Source organism: Micromonospora sp. NPDC005686, assembly GCF_042871665.1.
Lineage (GTDB): Bacteria > Actinomycetota > Actinomycetes > Mycobacteriales > Micromonosporaceae > Micromonospora.
The window spans coordinates 138,034-150,910 of sequence record NZ_JBIAIY010000001.1; the positions used below are offsets into that span (position 1 = coordinate 138,034).

13 protein-coding genes and 1 tRNA gene are annotated in these 12,877 nt (G+C 70.5%); 10 read left to right on the forward strand and 4 right to left on the reverse strand.

Translation table 11 applies throughout. From position 1 onward, the window contains the following. Positions 1–165: 165 nt before the first annotated feature. Complete coding sequence (locus ACFYON_RS00635; RefSeq protein ID WP_387189534.1) at positions 166–1,188, reverse strand: LLM class flavin-dependent oxidoreductase; 1,023 nt, start codon at positions 1,186–1,188, stop codon at positions 166–168. A 34-nt stretch (positions 1,189–1,222) separates the two neighbouring features. Beyond that, a complete protein-coding gene (locus ACFYON_RS00640) occupies positions 1,223–1,702 on the reverse strand; it encodes an Lrp/AsnC family transcriptional regulator (protein WP_354872783.1) in 480 nt (159 codons plus the stop codon). A gap of 83 nt (positions 1,703–1,785) precedes the next feature. On the opposite strand from ACFYON_RS00640, the gene ACFYON_RS00645 reads away from it, so the two are divergent. After that, positions 1,786–2,961: a PLP-dependent aspartate aminotransferase family protein gene (locus tag ACFYON_RS00645; RefSeq protein WP_354872781.1), complete on the forward strand. Its 1,176-nt coding sequence runs from the start codon at positions 1,786–1,788 to the stop codon at positions 2,959–2,961. A gap of 36 nt (positions 2,962–2,997) precedes the next feature. Here ACFYON_RS00645 and ACFYON_RS00650 read toward each other — a convergent pair whose 3' ends face one another. Beyond that, positions 2,998–3,744 (reverse strand): transcriptional regulator, encoded by a 747-nt coding sequence (locus ACFYON_RS00650; RefSeq protein ID WP_354872779.1) that lies wholly within the window; start codon positions 3,742–3,744, stop codon positions 2,998–3,000. Positions 3,745–3,777: 33 nt separating this feature from the next. Next, positions 3,778–3,851, reverse strand: a tRNA-Leu gene (locus tag ACFYON_RS00655). 93 nt (positions 3,852–3,944) lie between these two features. On the opposite strand from ACFYON_RS00655, the gene ACFYON_RS00660 reads away from it, so the two are divergent. From ACFYON_RS00660 to ACFYON_RS00700, 9 genes are all read left to right on the forward strand, one after another. After that, positions 3,945–4,565 (forward strand): response regulator, encoded by a 621-nt coding sequence (locus ACFYON_RS00660; RefSeq protein ID WP_354872776.1) that lies wholly within the window; start codon positions 3,945–3,947, stop codon positions 4,563–4,565. A 37-nt stretch (positions 4,566–4,602) separates the two neighbouring features. Continuing rightward, positions 4,603–5,808, forward strand: coding sequence for a hypothetical protein (locus tag ACFYON_RS00665; protein ID WP_354872774.1), 1,206 nt, complete (start codon positions 4,603–4,605; stop codon positions 5,806–5,808). Between the two features lie 257 nt (positions 5,809–6,065). Then, positions 6,066–7,226: a branched-chain amino acid ABC transporter substrate-binding protein gene (locus ACFYON_RS00670; protein ID WP_354872771.1), complete on the forward strand. Its 1,161-nt coding sequence runs from the start codon at positions 6,066–6,068 to the stop codon at positions 7,224–7,226. 105 nt (positions 7,227–7,331) lie between these two features. Continuing rightward, on the forward strand, positions 7,332–8,282 hold the full coding sequence (locus ACFYON_RS00675; RefSeq protein WP_354872769.1) for a branched-chain amino acid ABC transporter permease: 951 nt from the start codon (positions 7,332–7,334) through the stop codon (positions 8,280–8,282). Beyond that, positions 8,279–9,418: a branched-chain amino acid ABC transporter permease gene (locus ACFYON_RS00680; protein WP_135241218.1), complete on the forward strand. Its 1,140-nt coding sequence runs from the start codon at positions 8,279–8,281 to the stop codon at positions 9,416–9,418. Before ACFYON_RS00675 ends, ACFYON_RS00680 begins: the two co-directional genes overlap by 4 nt. After that, positions 9,411–10,256 carry an ABC transporter ATP-binding protein gene (locus ACFYON_RS00685; protein WP_387188737.1) on the forward strand — a complete coding sequence of 282 codons (846 nt, stop codon included), beginning with the start codon at positions 9,411–9,413 and terminating at the stop codon, positions 10,254–10,256. The genes ACFYON_RS00680 and ACFYON_RS00685 overlap by 8 nt, the downstream gene beginning before the upstream one ends. After that, complete coding sequence (locus tag ACFYON_RS00690; RefSeq protein WP_354872766.1) at positions 10,246–10,956, forward strand: ABC transporter ATP-binding protein; 711 nt, start codon at positions 10,246–10,248, stop codon at positions 10,954–10,956. The genes ACFYON_RS00685 and ACFYON_RS00690 overlap by 11 nt, the downstream gene beginning before the upstream one ends. Positions 10,957–10,988: 32 nt before the next feature. Further along, entirely contained in the window at positions 10,989–11,900 is a 912-nt protein-coding gene (locus ACFYON_RS00695; protein WP_355095037.1) for an ABC transporter substrate-binding protein, read from the forward strand. Between the two features lie 2 nt (positions 11,901–11,902). Next, entirely contained in the window at positions 11,903–12,874 is a 972-nt protein-coding gene (locus ACFYON_RS00700) for an amino acid ABC transporter permease (RefSeq protein ID WP_355095039.1), read from the forward strand. Positions 12,875–12,877 lie beyond the last annotated feature (3 nt).

Consider the following 12,877-nt stretch of genomic DNA (forward strand, 5'->3'; position numbering starts at 1 on the left):
CGGCAGGCACCGGGTCGCCGGCCGCGGAATCCGCTCCGCCGGCGACCCGGTGCACCACACCGCAGCATTCCCGACCCGTCCCGACCGGGAATGCCGTACCACCACCGGGGACAAAGTTATGCGTCCCACGCGACGGGGCGGTGACGTGGCTATGAAGAGCATGTTTCAGGCGTCCCGGCGCAGCCCGCCGGCCACCTTCTCGGCGATCAGCTCGAACGAGCGGACCCGGTCGGCCACGTCGTAGACCATCGTGGTGAGCATCAGCTCGTCCGCGCCGGTGCGCTCCAGCAACTGACCGAGCTGCCGGGCCACCGTCTCCGGCGAGCCGGTCGCCTGGCCGTCGCGGCGCTGGGTGACGAACTCCCGCTCGAACTCCGAGTACGGGTACGCCGCCGCCTCCTCCGGTGTGACGAGCGGCTCCGGCCGGCCCGACCGCAGCTTCAGGAACGACAGCCCGGCCGGGCCGGCCAGCCACTCGGCCCGCTCGTCGGTCTCCGCGCAGACCGCGTTGACCGCCACCATCGCGTACGGCCGGTCCAGCCACTGCGAGGGCCGGAAGTTCTGCCGGTAGAGCTGCAGCGCGGGGATCGTGTTCTGCGAGCTGAAGTGGTGCGCGAACGAGAACGGCAACCCGAGCAGGCCGGCGAGCTGCGCGCTGAACCCGCTGGACCCGAGCAGCCACACCTGCGGCGACTGGCCCCGGCCCGGCGTCGCGGTGATCGGGCCCGGCTCGGCGCCGGAGAAGTAGTTCATCAGGTCGGCCAGCTCACGCGGGAAGTGCTCGGCGGACAGGCCCTCCATGGTGCGGCGCAGCGCCAGCGCGGTCCCCTGGTCGGTGCCCGGGGCGCGGCCGATGCCCAGGTCGATCCGGCCCGGGTGCAGCGCGTCGAGGGTGCCGAACTGCTCGGCCACCACCAGCGGCGCGTGGTTGGGCAGCATCACCCCGCCCGAGCCGAGCCGGATCGTGCTGGTGTTGGCCGCCAGGTGCGCCAGCAGCACGGCCGGGGCGGAGCTGGCGATGGCGGGCATGTTGTGGTGCTCGGCCACCCAGAACCGGCGGTAGCCCAGCTCCTCGGTGCGGCGGGCCAGCTCCGTGGTGTATCGCAGCGCCTCACCGGCGTTGCCGGTAGCCGCCACCGGGGCAAGATCAAGAACAGACATGGGTACGTCGATCACAGGGTGGTGCAACAGGCCGCGTGCCGGAATTGTTCCGCCGGGTGCGCTACCCCATACCCCGGGCCTGCTCGAAGATCAGGCTGGTCTGCGTGTGCTGCACCGCCGGATCGACCGCCAGATGGTCGAGGACGAAGTCCCGCAGCGCGTCTCCGGAGGCGGCCCGCACGTGCAGCACGTAGTCGTCCGCGCCGGCCACGTGGAACACCGACACCACCCCGGGCAGCCGTACCGACCGGGCCCGGAACGCGTCCACGGCGGCCCGCTCGTGCGCGGTCAGCCGCACCGAGACCAGCGCCTGCAACGGCAGGCCCACCGCCGCCGGGTCCACCTCCGCGTGGAACCCGCGGATCGCTCCGCGCTCGCGCAGCGCCCGGGTGCGTGTCAGGCACGTCGACGGCGCCACCCCGACCCGCTCGGCCAGCGCGTTGTTCGGCAGCCGGCCGTCGGCCGCCAGTTCGGTGAGGATCGCGCGGTCGGTGTCGTCCAGGTCGGCGAACGGCCGTACATCATTCGGTGCGGCAGGCATGTGACCATCCTTCACCGAATCCCCGCCGGACGAAAGCGTGATCACAAGAATCTTCTTCGCTGCTATTGCCTCCCGCCAGCGTCATGTTCGACGCTTCCGGCATGACTTCCGTGGACACCGCAGCCGTACACGCCGGGCGCGCCGACCTCGCCGGGCTCGGCGTCCACGTCCCGCCGATCGACCTGTCCACCACGAACCCGCTGCCCTCGGTGGCGGGCGGTGGTGACGACTACGAGACGCTCGCCACCGGCGGCACCCTCCCGGCCGGCGGCAGCGCCGTCTACCAGCGCCTCTGGAATCCCACCGTGGCCCGGTTCGAGACCGCGCTCGCCCAGCTCGAAGGCACCGCCGAAGCCGTCGCGTTCGCCAGCGGCATGGCCGCGCTCACCGCCACCCTCCTCGCCGCCACCCGCGACGGCAACCGCCACGTCGTCGCCGTCCGCCCCCTCTACGGCGGCACCGATCACGTCCTCGCCACCGGCCTGCTCGGCACCGAGGTCACCTGGGCCACCCCCGCCGACGTGGCCGCCGCGATCCGCCCCGACACCGCGCTGGTGCTGGTCGAGACGCCGGCCAACCCCAGCCTCGACCTGGTCGACATCGCCGCGCTCGCCCGCGCCGCCGGTGACGTCCCGCTGCTGGTCGACAACACCGTCGCCACCCCGGTGCTCCAGCAGCCCGCCCGCCACGGCGCCGCGCTCGTGCTGCACAGCGCCACCAAGAGCATCGGCGGCCACGGCGACGTCCTCGCCGGCGTCGTCGCCTGCGGACCCGAGTGGGCCGCACGGCTCCGCCAGGTCCGCGCCGTCACCGGCGCCGTCCTGCACCCGCTCGGCGCGTACCTGCTGCACCGCGGCATCCAGACCCTCCCGCTGCGCGTCCGCGCCCAGCAGGCCGGCGCGGAGAAGCTCGCCGCCTGGCTCGCCGGGCACCCCGCCGTCGAGCGCGTCCACCACCCGTCGCTGCACGACCCGGCCGGGCTGGTCGGCCGGCAGATGTCCGGCACCGGCAGCCTGCTGGCCTTCGAGGTACGCGGCGGCGCGTCCGCCGCGGCCGAGGTCGCCGGCGCCTGCGAACTGATCACGCATGCGGTGTCGCTCGGTGGTGTCGACACGCTGATCCAGCACCCGGCCTCGCTCACCCACCGGCCGGTCGAGGGCGAAGCCAAGCCCGCCGGCGGGCTGCTGCGCGTCTCGGTCGGCCTGGAGGACCCGGAGGATCTGCGGGCGGATCTCGCGCGGGCGCTGTCGCGGATCTGACGGCGGCCGGCCGCCCGCGTCCGCGGCGTCGGCCAGTCACGACTTCGGGCCGACGTGCTGGTCGAGGGCGGCGACGGCGTCCCGGCGCGCCACGGACAGGGAGTTTCGGCGGTTCATCCGCCAGGCGATGCCGAGCCGGTCGAGTGCCTGCTGGCACAGGCCCATGATGTCGGCCGACTCGTTGACGAACATGTAGCGCGGATAGACGTACTTCTTGCCGTGCACGGTCACCCGGTTGCTGACCCGGCAGCCGTCGGAATGGAACAGGCCGCGTAGGAAGTCGCCGGGGTGTGCCTGGATGATGGGCCGCTGCCAGTCGGCCAGGACGATCGGGCGCTCGTGCTTCTTGCCCGGCCCGTGCTGGGGGAGCAGGCACGGCCAGTGCATTCCGTAGCTCTGCACGGCGACGCACCCGCGCTTCTGCACCCGCTGCACCGACGTGGCCAGGACCGCACGCATCGCGTCCTCGCAGGCGGCGATCAGGTTCGGCCAGGCGTCGGCGCAGAAAACGCGCAGCACCGGCACCCGGCCGACGACGAGGTGACCGTCGCCGAGGTAGAGGCCGAGAAGGTAGGCGTACTGCGCCGGATCTGGCGGATTGTCGACACCTTCCCGGCAGCGGAAACACCGCTCCGCCGTGCTCCGCTGCCTCGGCTCGGGGTGCTCCTTGCACCAGTGCCGGACGGTCGCATAGGACAACCCGACGGCGCGGGCGGCCTCGGCGACCGTCGCTCCGGCGAGGTGCAGGCTTCGTGCGCGGGCGCGTATCTCGGGTGGATGCACCAGGCGATTTTCGAACGCCTGTATGACAATCTGTGCCCCCGGTGGGATTCGAACCCACACTGTCGATCTTTTGAGAATCGCGCCTCTGCCGGTTGGGCTACAGGGGCTTCTGTAGTTCGGCTCCAACAGGTTACCTACTAGGCTAGGGGCGGCGACACCCGGCAGGGCGGGTGTCGGGCTCGAACCGGTGGGAGTGGCTCGTGGGCGAGATGCAGGCGGACGCCGAGCGCAAGCGCGTTCTGATCGCCGAGGACGAGGCGCTCATCCGGCTGGACCTGGCCGAGATGCTCGTCGAAGAGGGCTACGAGGTGGTCGGTGAGGCCGGTGACGGCGAGACCGCCGTCAAGCTCGCCGAGGAGCTCAAGCCGGATCTGGTCATCCTCGACATCAAGATGCCGATCATGGACGGGCTGGCCGCCGCCGAGCGGATCGCCGCCGCGCGCATCGCCCCGGTGATCATCCTGACCGCGTTCAGCCAGCGTGACCTGGTGGAGCGGGCGCGGGCGGCGGGCGCGATGGCGTACCTGGTCAAGCCGTTCCAGAAGAGCGACCTGGTGCCGGCCGTGGAGATCGCGCTGTCCCGCTACTCGGAGATCGCCGCGCTGGAGTCGGAGGTCGCCGGCCTCACCGACCGGCTGGAGATCCGCAAGACCGTCGAGCGCGCCAAGGGCGCGCTGATGACCACGTACGGCATGACCGAGCCGCAGGCGTTCAAGTGGATCCAGCGGACCGCGATGGACCACCGGATGACCATGAAGGAGGTCGCCGAGCGGATCCTCGCCGAGACCGCCGGCGGCGAGGTGGAGATGCCCGCGTCCTGACCTCCCCGGAAGGCCTCCGATCGATAGGATCGGATCCATGCCTTCCGCGCGCGTCCGGCCGGTCCTCGCTGCCGCCGCGCTGCTCCTGACAGCCTGCCACGCCACCCCGCGACCGCTGCCCGAGCCCGTGCGCCCGCGGTGGCAGCCCGTGGAGCTGGTCCTTCCCGCCGGCGCCGCGGGGCGTGCGGTGCCACGCGACGTCGCGCGGTGTGCCGGCCGGTGGTACGTGGTGGGCGGGCTGGTCGATCCGGCGGGGGAGACCCGGCCGGCGGCGTGGTCCAGTTCGGACGGCGTGACCTGGTCACCGATTCCGGTGCGCGGGCAGACGTTCTACGGCCGCCGGCACGTGCTCTACGCGATGGCGTGCCGCGACGACGGGATGGCCGCGCTGGGCGCGAAGACCGGTGGCGTGCACGGCAATCCGCGTACCGGAACGTGGGTGTGGCGGCCGGGCGGGCCGTTGCGGGAGGTGCCGGCGGCGTTCGAGTTGTTCGGCGGCCCGCGTGCGGTGAGCGCGTCGCGGCTGGCGGCGGGGCCGGGCGGTTGGCTGGTCGCCGGTGTCCGTGCGGACGGCGCGGCGGTGTGGACGTCGCCGGACGCCGAGGGGTTCGCCCTGCGTGAGGGGGTCGCGGAGCTGGCCGGCGACGGCCGGGGCCGGACGGCGGCGTACGACGCGACAGCGGTGGGGTCGGGCTGGCTGGTGGTGGGGTCGTTGTTGCCGCCCGGCGGGACGGCCCGGACGCCGCTGGCGTGGTTCTCGGCGGACGGCCGGGTGTGGCGGCGGGTGGCCCTGCCGGTGCCGGCGGGGGCGGGCGGGGCGGCGGAGCGGGTGGCTTCGGCCGACGGCGGGCCGGTGGTCCTCGGTCCGGTGGGGGACCGCTTCGCGGTGTGGCGGGCGTGCGACGACTGCGGTTCGCGCTCCGCCGGGTCGGCGGGTGTGGAGCAGGGGTGGCGGCGGGTCGGCGGGTTCGGCGCGTCGGGTCCCGGGGTGTCGTCGGTGGACGCGCTCGCGGCGTCGGGTGGGCGGCTGGTCGCGGTGACCGGTGACGGGGCTGAGCGACGGCTCTGGATGTCGCGTGACGGGGGCGCGTCGTGGCTTCCGGTGATCACGCCGGTGCCGGTGCCGGACGGGGGCGACGCCGCGCTGTCGGTGGCCGTAGGCGATGACAGGCTCCTTGTGGTCGTCGATGACGGAAAATCGTCCCGTGCCTGGTGGGGGGCGTTGCCAGTCGTCGATCGGTAGCGGGTGAACCGATATTGACTCATTACCGATGAATAGTCGGTGAAAGCCTTGCCGCGCCTACGGTTCTTACGGGGATCGGCTTGAAACCGCCACGGCGTGTAACGGTTCGGTCAACCCCGCTTTCCAGGTCTTACGCCACCGCCCACGGTGGGATAACGTCCCGGCCCAGACCGGCGACGACGGTCTTGGTTCGTCCACCCCGCAAGGGCCAATCAGCGGCAGGTGGTTCGGATCATGGACGGAGGAGGGTTCGGGACTTGAGGCAGAAGCTCGCACGCGTGATCGGCGGGGTCGCCATGCTGGCGCTCGTCGCCGGTGGCACCGCTTGTTCCAGCGGCAGCGACGATGAGGGTTCCGGGGGCAGCGCCTGCGGGAGCAAGATCGCTTTCTTCGGCGCGCTGACCGGTAGCTCGGCCGCGCTGGGCATCAATGAGAAGAACGGCGTGAAGGTGGCCGTCGACAAGTACAACAAGGAGAACCCGGACTGCAAGGTCGAGCTCGCCGAGCTCGACTCGCAGGGCAGCCCGGACCAGGCGCCCGGTCTGGCCCAGAAGGCGATCGACGACTCCAAGATCCTCGGCGTCGTCGGCCCGGCCTACTCGGGCGAGTCCGAGGCCGCGGGCCCGCTGTTCAACGAGGCCGGTCTGGTCACCATCACCCCCTCCGCGACCCGCCCCAGCCTTGCCGAGCAGGGCTGGAAGACGTTCTTCCGCGCGGTCGGCAACGACCTGAGCCAGGGCCCCGGCGCCGGTAACTACATCAAGAACGTGATGAAGGCCGACCGGGTCTACGTCATCGACGACCAGTCCGCGTACGGCGCCGGCCTGGCCGACGAGGTCAAGAAGGTTCTCGGCGCCTCGGTCGTGGGCAGCGACAAGGTCCAGGGCGAGGGCAAGCAGACCGAGTTCTCCGGCGTGGTCACCAAGGTCAAGGCCGCCAACGTCAAGGCGATCTTCTACGGCGGCTACTACCAGGAGGCCGGCCTGATCCGCAAGCAGCTCACCGCTGCCGGCGTCACCGCCCCGCTGGTCGCCGGTGACGGCGTGAACGACGGCGCGTACATCACCTCCGCCGGTGCCGCCGCCGCCGAGGGCACCATCCTGACCTGCCCCTGCGCTCCGTCCACCGAGGCGCGCGGCACCTTCATCGCCGACTACAAGGCGCTCAACGGCACCGACCCGGGCACCTACAGCGACACCGCCTACGACGCGGCGACCATCCTGCTGGCGGGCATCAAGGCCGGCAAGAGCACCCGCGCCGACCTGCTGGAGTTCGTGAAGGGCTACAGCGGCGAGGGCGTCGCCGCCACCTACAAGTTCGTCGAGGGCGGCGAGCTCGACCCGGCGCAGGTCAAGGTCTGGGCGTTCAAGGTGCAGGGCGGCAAGGTCGTCCCGGACCAGGAGATCCCCAAGTCCTGAGCGTTCGATCGCTGGACTGGCGATTGAGTAGTGATCGCGGGTGCGGCCGGGAGCTGGCTCCCGGCCGCACCCTCTTTTTCTCTTGAGCGACGGAGCGTCCCTCCCTTGGACTTCGACGGATTGTTCTCCAACTTCGGGGAACTCACCACGACCGGCTTGACGCAGGGCGCCATCTACGCCCTGGTCGCGCTCGGCTACACGCTTGTGTACGGCGTGCTAAGGCTCATCAACTTCGCCCACTCCGAGGTCTTCATCGCCGGCGCGTTCGCCGCGATCTGGACCTGGAACGGATTCGGGCTCGACCAGAACTCGCAGGTCAGTGGCCTCGGCTCGATCCTGTTCTACCTGCTGGTGGCGATGATCGTGGCGGCCATCGCCTCGGCGGGCACCGCGACGGTGATCGAACGGGTGGCGTACCGGCCGCTGCGCAAGCGCAACGCGCCGCCGCTGGCGTTCCTCATCACCGCCATCGGCGCCTCGATCGCCATCTCCGAGGCGTTCGGCGTCTACACCCGGCGCCGTCCGGAGGGCGCGCCGATCCTGGTCAGCTCGGAGCCGCTGTTCCACATCGCCGGGGTGCCGATCGACGCGGTGCAGCTGCTCACGGTCGGCTCCGCCCTGGTGATGATGTTCGCGCTGGACCAGTTCATCAACCGCAGCCGTACCGGCCGCGGCATCCGCGCGGTGGCCCAGGACGCCAACACGGCGGCCCTGATGGGCGTCAACAAGGACCGCATCATCCTGATGGTCTTCATCGCCGGTGGCACCATGGCCGGCGTCGCGGGCCTGCTCTACGACGTGCGGATCCAGACGCTGACCTACAGCGTCGGCTTCCTGCTGGGCCTCAAGGCGTTCACCGCGGCGGTGCTCGGCGGTATCGGCAACCTGCGCGGCGCGCTCGTCGGCGGTCTTCTGCTCGGCGTCGTGGAGAACTACGCCGCGGGCCTGTTCGGCAGTCAGTGGAAGGACTTCGCCGCGTTCGCGGTGCTGGTCGTGCTGCTGATGTTCCGGCCGACCGGTCTGCTCGGCGAATCACTGGGGAGGGCACGCGCATGACGACCACCATCGACCCGCCGGAGCGGCGGGAGACGGCGGCGGACAAGCTGCGGCAGGGCCGGCACGCGATCTCGGAGCGCTGGCACCACGCGCCGCGCTGGGTGCGCTGGGTGCTGCTGGTCGCGGTCATCGCGTTCTTCTACGCGCTGCCGAACAAGGAGTTCTACCAGTACCTCGGGCCGATCCCGACGCCCGGCGCGAACTTCACCCAGGTGATGTTCACGGTCTCGATCTACGTGCTGCTGGCGGTCGGGCTGAACATCGTGGTCGGCTTCGCCGGCCTGCTCGACCTCGGCTACTTCGGCTTCTTCGCCGTCGGTGCGTACACCGTGGCGGTGCTGACCTCGCCGAGCAGCGACCTCAAGACGCTGTGGCCGTGGCTGGCGGTGGTGCCGATCGCGATCGGCCTGACCATGGTCTCCGGCGTCATGCTCGGCACACCGACGCTGCGCCTGCGCGGTGACTACCTGGCGCTGGTGACGCTCGGCTTCGCCGAGATGATCCGGATCGCGGCGGTCAGCTCGGAGTTCCTCAAGGGACAGCGCGGCTTCAACCAGATCCCGCACCCGCCCGGCGAGTACGCCGACGGCCGGCCGTGGTTCGGCGTGCTCGACGCCCGCCCGTACTACTGGCTGGTGCTCACGCTGATCATCCTGGTGGTGATCGGGGTGCGGAACCTGACCCACAGCCGGGTCGGCCGGGCCTGGATCTCGATCCGCGAGGACGAGGACGCGGCCCAGCTCATGGGCGTGCCGACGTTCAAGTTCAAGCTGTGGGCGTTCGCCTCCGGCGCGGCCATCGCCGGCCTGGCCGGGGCGCTGTTCGCCGGTAAGCAGAACTTCGTCAACTCGCAGAACTTCGAGCTGCTCAACTCGATCATCATCCTGGCCGCTGTCATCTTCGGCGGCTCGGGCAACATCGTCGGCGCGATCGTCGGCGGCGGCCTGGTGGCGTACATGATCGAGCGGTTCCGTGGCATCGAGCTGTTCGGCATCGAGCTGTACGAGTACCGGTTCCTCTTCTTCGGCCTGGTGCTCGTGGTGATGATGATCTTCCGGCCGCAGGGCCTGATCCCGAACCGGCGACGAGCGGCGGAGTTCAAGGACCGCCGCAAGGAGGTGATCGTCGGTGAGTGACACCGAGCAGAACCCGAAGGTTCCGGTCCAGGCGGCGGCCCCCGCCGTCGAGACGGTGAGCGAGCGGGAGCCGTTGCTGGAGGTCGACCACGTCACGCTGCGCTTCGGCGGCGTGGTGGCCCTCAACGACGTGGACTTCACCCTCTACAAGGGTGAGATCCTCGGTCTGATCGGCCCGAACGGTGCCGGCAAGACCACCTGCTTCAACGCGATGACCGGCATCTACCAGCCCACCGAGGGGCAGATCCGGTTCCTGGGCCAGAAGATCAGTGGCAAGAAGCGCCACCAGATCACCCGGATGGGCATGGCCCGTACGTTCCAGAACATCCGTCTCTTCCCGGAGATGACCGCGCTGGAGAACGTCCAGGTCGGCGCGGACGCGCACCACAAGACCAGCGTGATCTCCGCCCTGCTGCGCCTGCCGCGGCACTGGAAGGAGGAGCGCGAGGGCCGGGAGAAGGCCGAGCGCCTGCTGGAGTTCGTCGGCATCCGCAACCGGATGCACGAGTTCGCCCGCAACCTGTCCTACGGCGAGCAGCGGCGGTTGGAGATCGCCCGCGCGCTGGCCACCGATCCGAAACTGCTCTGCCTGGACGAGCCGGCCGCCGGCTTCAACCCGGCGGAGAAGGAGGAACTGCTCCAGCTCATCCGGCAGATCCGGGACCAGGGCGTGACGGTGCTGCTGATCGAGCACGACATGCGCCTGGTGATGGGCGTGACCGACCGGATCGTGGTCCTGGAGTTCGGAAAGAAGATCGCCGAAGGGCTGCCCGCCGAGGTGCGGGACAACCCGAAGGTGGTCGCGGCGTACCTGGGGGTGCCGGACGATGCTGCTTGAGATCGAGGACGTGAGCCTGCTCTACGGGCGGATCCAGGCGCTGCACGGCATCAGCCTGACCGTGGACGAGGGGGAGATCGTCGCGCTGATCGGCGCGAACGGCGCCGGCAAGTCCACCACCATGCGGGCGATCTCCGGCATCCGGCCGGTCGCCTCCGGCCGGATCAAGTTCGCCGGCGAGGACATCACCAAGCTCCGCGCCGACCTCCGGGTCCGGCGCGGGCTGTGCCAGGCGCCCGAGGGCCGGGGCATCTTCCCCGGCATGTCGGTGCTGGAGAACCTCGACATGGGCGCGTACACCCGGCGCGACAAGGCCGGCATCGCGCAGGACCTGGCCCGGGTGCTGGAGCTGTTTCCGCGGCTGGCCGAGCGGCGTAAGCAGGCCGGCGGCACGCTCTCCGGCGGCGAGCAGCAGATGCTCGCGGTCGGCCGGGCGCTGATGAGCCGGCCGAAGCTGCTGCTGCTCGACGAGCCGTCGATGGGTCTCGCGCCGATGCTGATCCAGCAGATCTTCACGATCATCACGGAGATCAACCAGCAGGGCACCACCATCCTGCTGGTGGAGCAGAACGCCCAGCAGGCGCTGGCGCGCGCCCACCGGGCGTACGTGCTGGAGACCGGCCGGATCGTCAAGAGCGGTTCCGGCGCGGACCTGCTGCACGACCCCTCGGTCAAAGAGGCCTACCTCGGCGTGGCCTGACCGACCGACCCCTCGCAATAAGGAGTACAGCCATGTTCCACCCCAACCCCGGACGGCGGGCGGCGCTCGGCGTCGCCGGTGCGGCCGTCCTGCTGCTCTCCCTCGCCGCGTGCGGCGAGAAGGAGAACTCGGCCGAGCCGGGCGACGGCCCGTCGGTGTCCGCCTCGGCCGACTCCACCCTCGCCGCGAAGGTGCCGGACGCCATCAAGGCCGACGGCGTGATCAAGGTCGGCACCGACTCGACGTACGCCCCGGCCGAGTTCCTCGACGCCGACGGCAAGACCGTGGTCGGCTTCGACGTGGAGCTGTTCAACGCGGTGGCCCAGAAGCTCGGCCTCAAGGCCGAGTACGAGTCGGCGCCGTTCGACGCGATCCTGCCCGGTGTGGGTTCGGGCAAGTACGAGGTCGGCGTCTCGTCGTTCACCATCAACCCCGACCGTCTCAAGACGGTCAACATGGTGAGCTACTACTCGGCGGGCACCCAGTGGGCGACCAAGAAGGGCAACCCGGCCGGGGTCGACCCGGAGAACGCCTGCGGCAAGAAGATCGCCGTGCAGGTCGGCACCGTCCAGCTCGACGACATCACCGCCCGGTCGAAGAAGTGCACCGACGCCGGCAAGCCGGCCATCAAGATCGACCAGTACCAGGCGCAGAGCGACGCCACCGCCGCCGTGGGCAGCGGCAAGAACGACGCCATGCTGGCCGACTCCCCGGTCGGCGCGTACGCGGTGAAGCAGAGCAACGACCAGCTTGAGGTGCTCGGCGACATCTACGAGTCGGCGCCGTACGGCTACGCGGTGAAAAAGGACCAGCAGGCGTTCGCCGAGGTGCTCAAGGAGGCCGTGCAGGCGGTCATCGCCGACGGCAGCTACAAGGCGGCGCTCAGCAAGTGGGGTGTCGAGGGCGGCGCGATCACCAACGCCGAACTGAACCCGTCGGTCTGACCATGTCGGCCGACACATCCGGACGGGCACGGCCAGAACCGATCAAGGCCGTGCCCGTGCGGCACCCCGGGCGCTGGGCCGGTGTGGCGGTCATCGCCGTGCTGGTCGCGATGTTCGTGCACATGCTGGTCACGAACTCCGCGTTCCAGTGGTCGTTCATGGTGGACGAGATGTTCCGCCCGCCGATCATCGAAGGGCTGCGCGGCACCATCCTGCTGCTGATCACGTCGATGGTGATCGGCATCGGCCTGGGCATCGTCATCGCGATCATGCGGCTGTCGCCCAACCCGGTGCTGCGGAGCGTGGCCTGGGTCTACACCTGGTTCTTCCGGGCGGTGCCCCGGCTGGTGCTGGCGATCCTCTTCGGCAACCTCGGCATCCTCTGGTCGCGGCTGGAGTTCGGTCTGCCGTTCGATCGGCAGATCGGCGCCCTGTTCGGGTTGCACGACTTCGAGGCCCGGCTGTTCGGGTTCAGCGCGGTGGACATCCTGACCGGCTTCGTCGCCGGCATGCTGGCGCTGGGTCTGTCCGAGGCCGCGTACATGGCCGAGATCGTCCGGGCCGGCATCCAGTCGGTGGACGAGGGGCAGACCGAGGCGGCTCAGGCGCTGGGCATGAGCCGGGCGCAGATCCTGCGGCGGATCGTGTTGCCGCAGGCGATGCGGGTGATCATTCCGCCGACCGGGAACGAGACCATCGCGATGCTCAAGGACACCTCGCTGGTGGCCTTCGTGCCGGTGTCGATGGAGCTGTTCTTCCAGCTCAAGGCCGTCGGTTCCCGGACCTTCCAACCCTTCCCGATGTACGTCGCCGCGACGCTGTGGTACCTGCTCCTGACCAGCGTCCTGCTGGTGGGGCAGTACTACCTGGAGCGGCACTACTCCAAGGGCGTCGGACGCAGTACGCGGGCTCGGCAGCGGCTGCGCGGGCTCGCCGCCGAGAGTGGCAGCACGACGAGTGGGACGGCGCAATGACGG

Bases quoted from the DNA above. Each gene is read 5' to 3' on its own strand.
- ACFYON_RS00700 (WP_355095039.1), top strand. From the start codon at position 11,903: ATGTCGGCCGACACATCCGGACGGGCACGGCCAGAACCGATCAAGGCC.
- ACFYON_RS00665 (WP_354872774.1), top strand. From the start codon at position 4,603: ATGCCTTCCGCGCGCGTCCGGCCGGTCCTCGCTGCCGCCGCGCTGCTC.
- ACFYON_RS00640 (WP_354872783.1), bottom strand. From the start codon at position 1,702: ATGCCTGCCGCACCGAATGATGTACGGCCGTTCGCCGACCTGGACGAC.
- ACFYON_RS00695 (WP_355095037.1), top strand. From the start codon at position 10,989: ATGTTCCACCCCAACCCCGGACGGCGGGCGGCGCTCGGCGTCGCCGGT.
- ACFYON_RS00645 (WP_354872781.1), top strand. From the start codon at position 1,786: ATGTTCGACGCTTCCGGCATGACTTCCGTGGACACCGCAGCCGTACAC.
- ACFYON_RS00690 (WP_354872766.1), top strand. From the start codon at position 10,246: ATGCTGCTTGAGATCGAGGACGTGAGCCTGCTCTACGGGCGGATCCAG.
- ACFYON_RS00680 (WP_135241218.1), top strand. From the start codon at position 8,279: ATGACGACCACCATCGACCCGCCGGAGCGGCGGGAGACGGCGGCGGAC.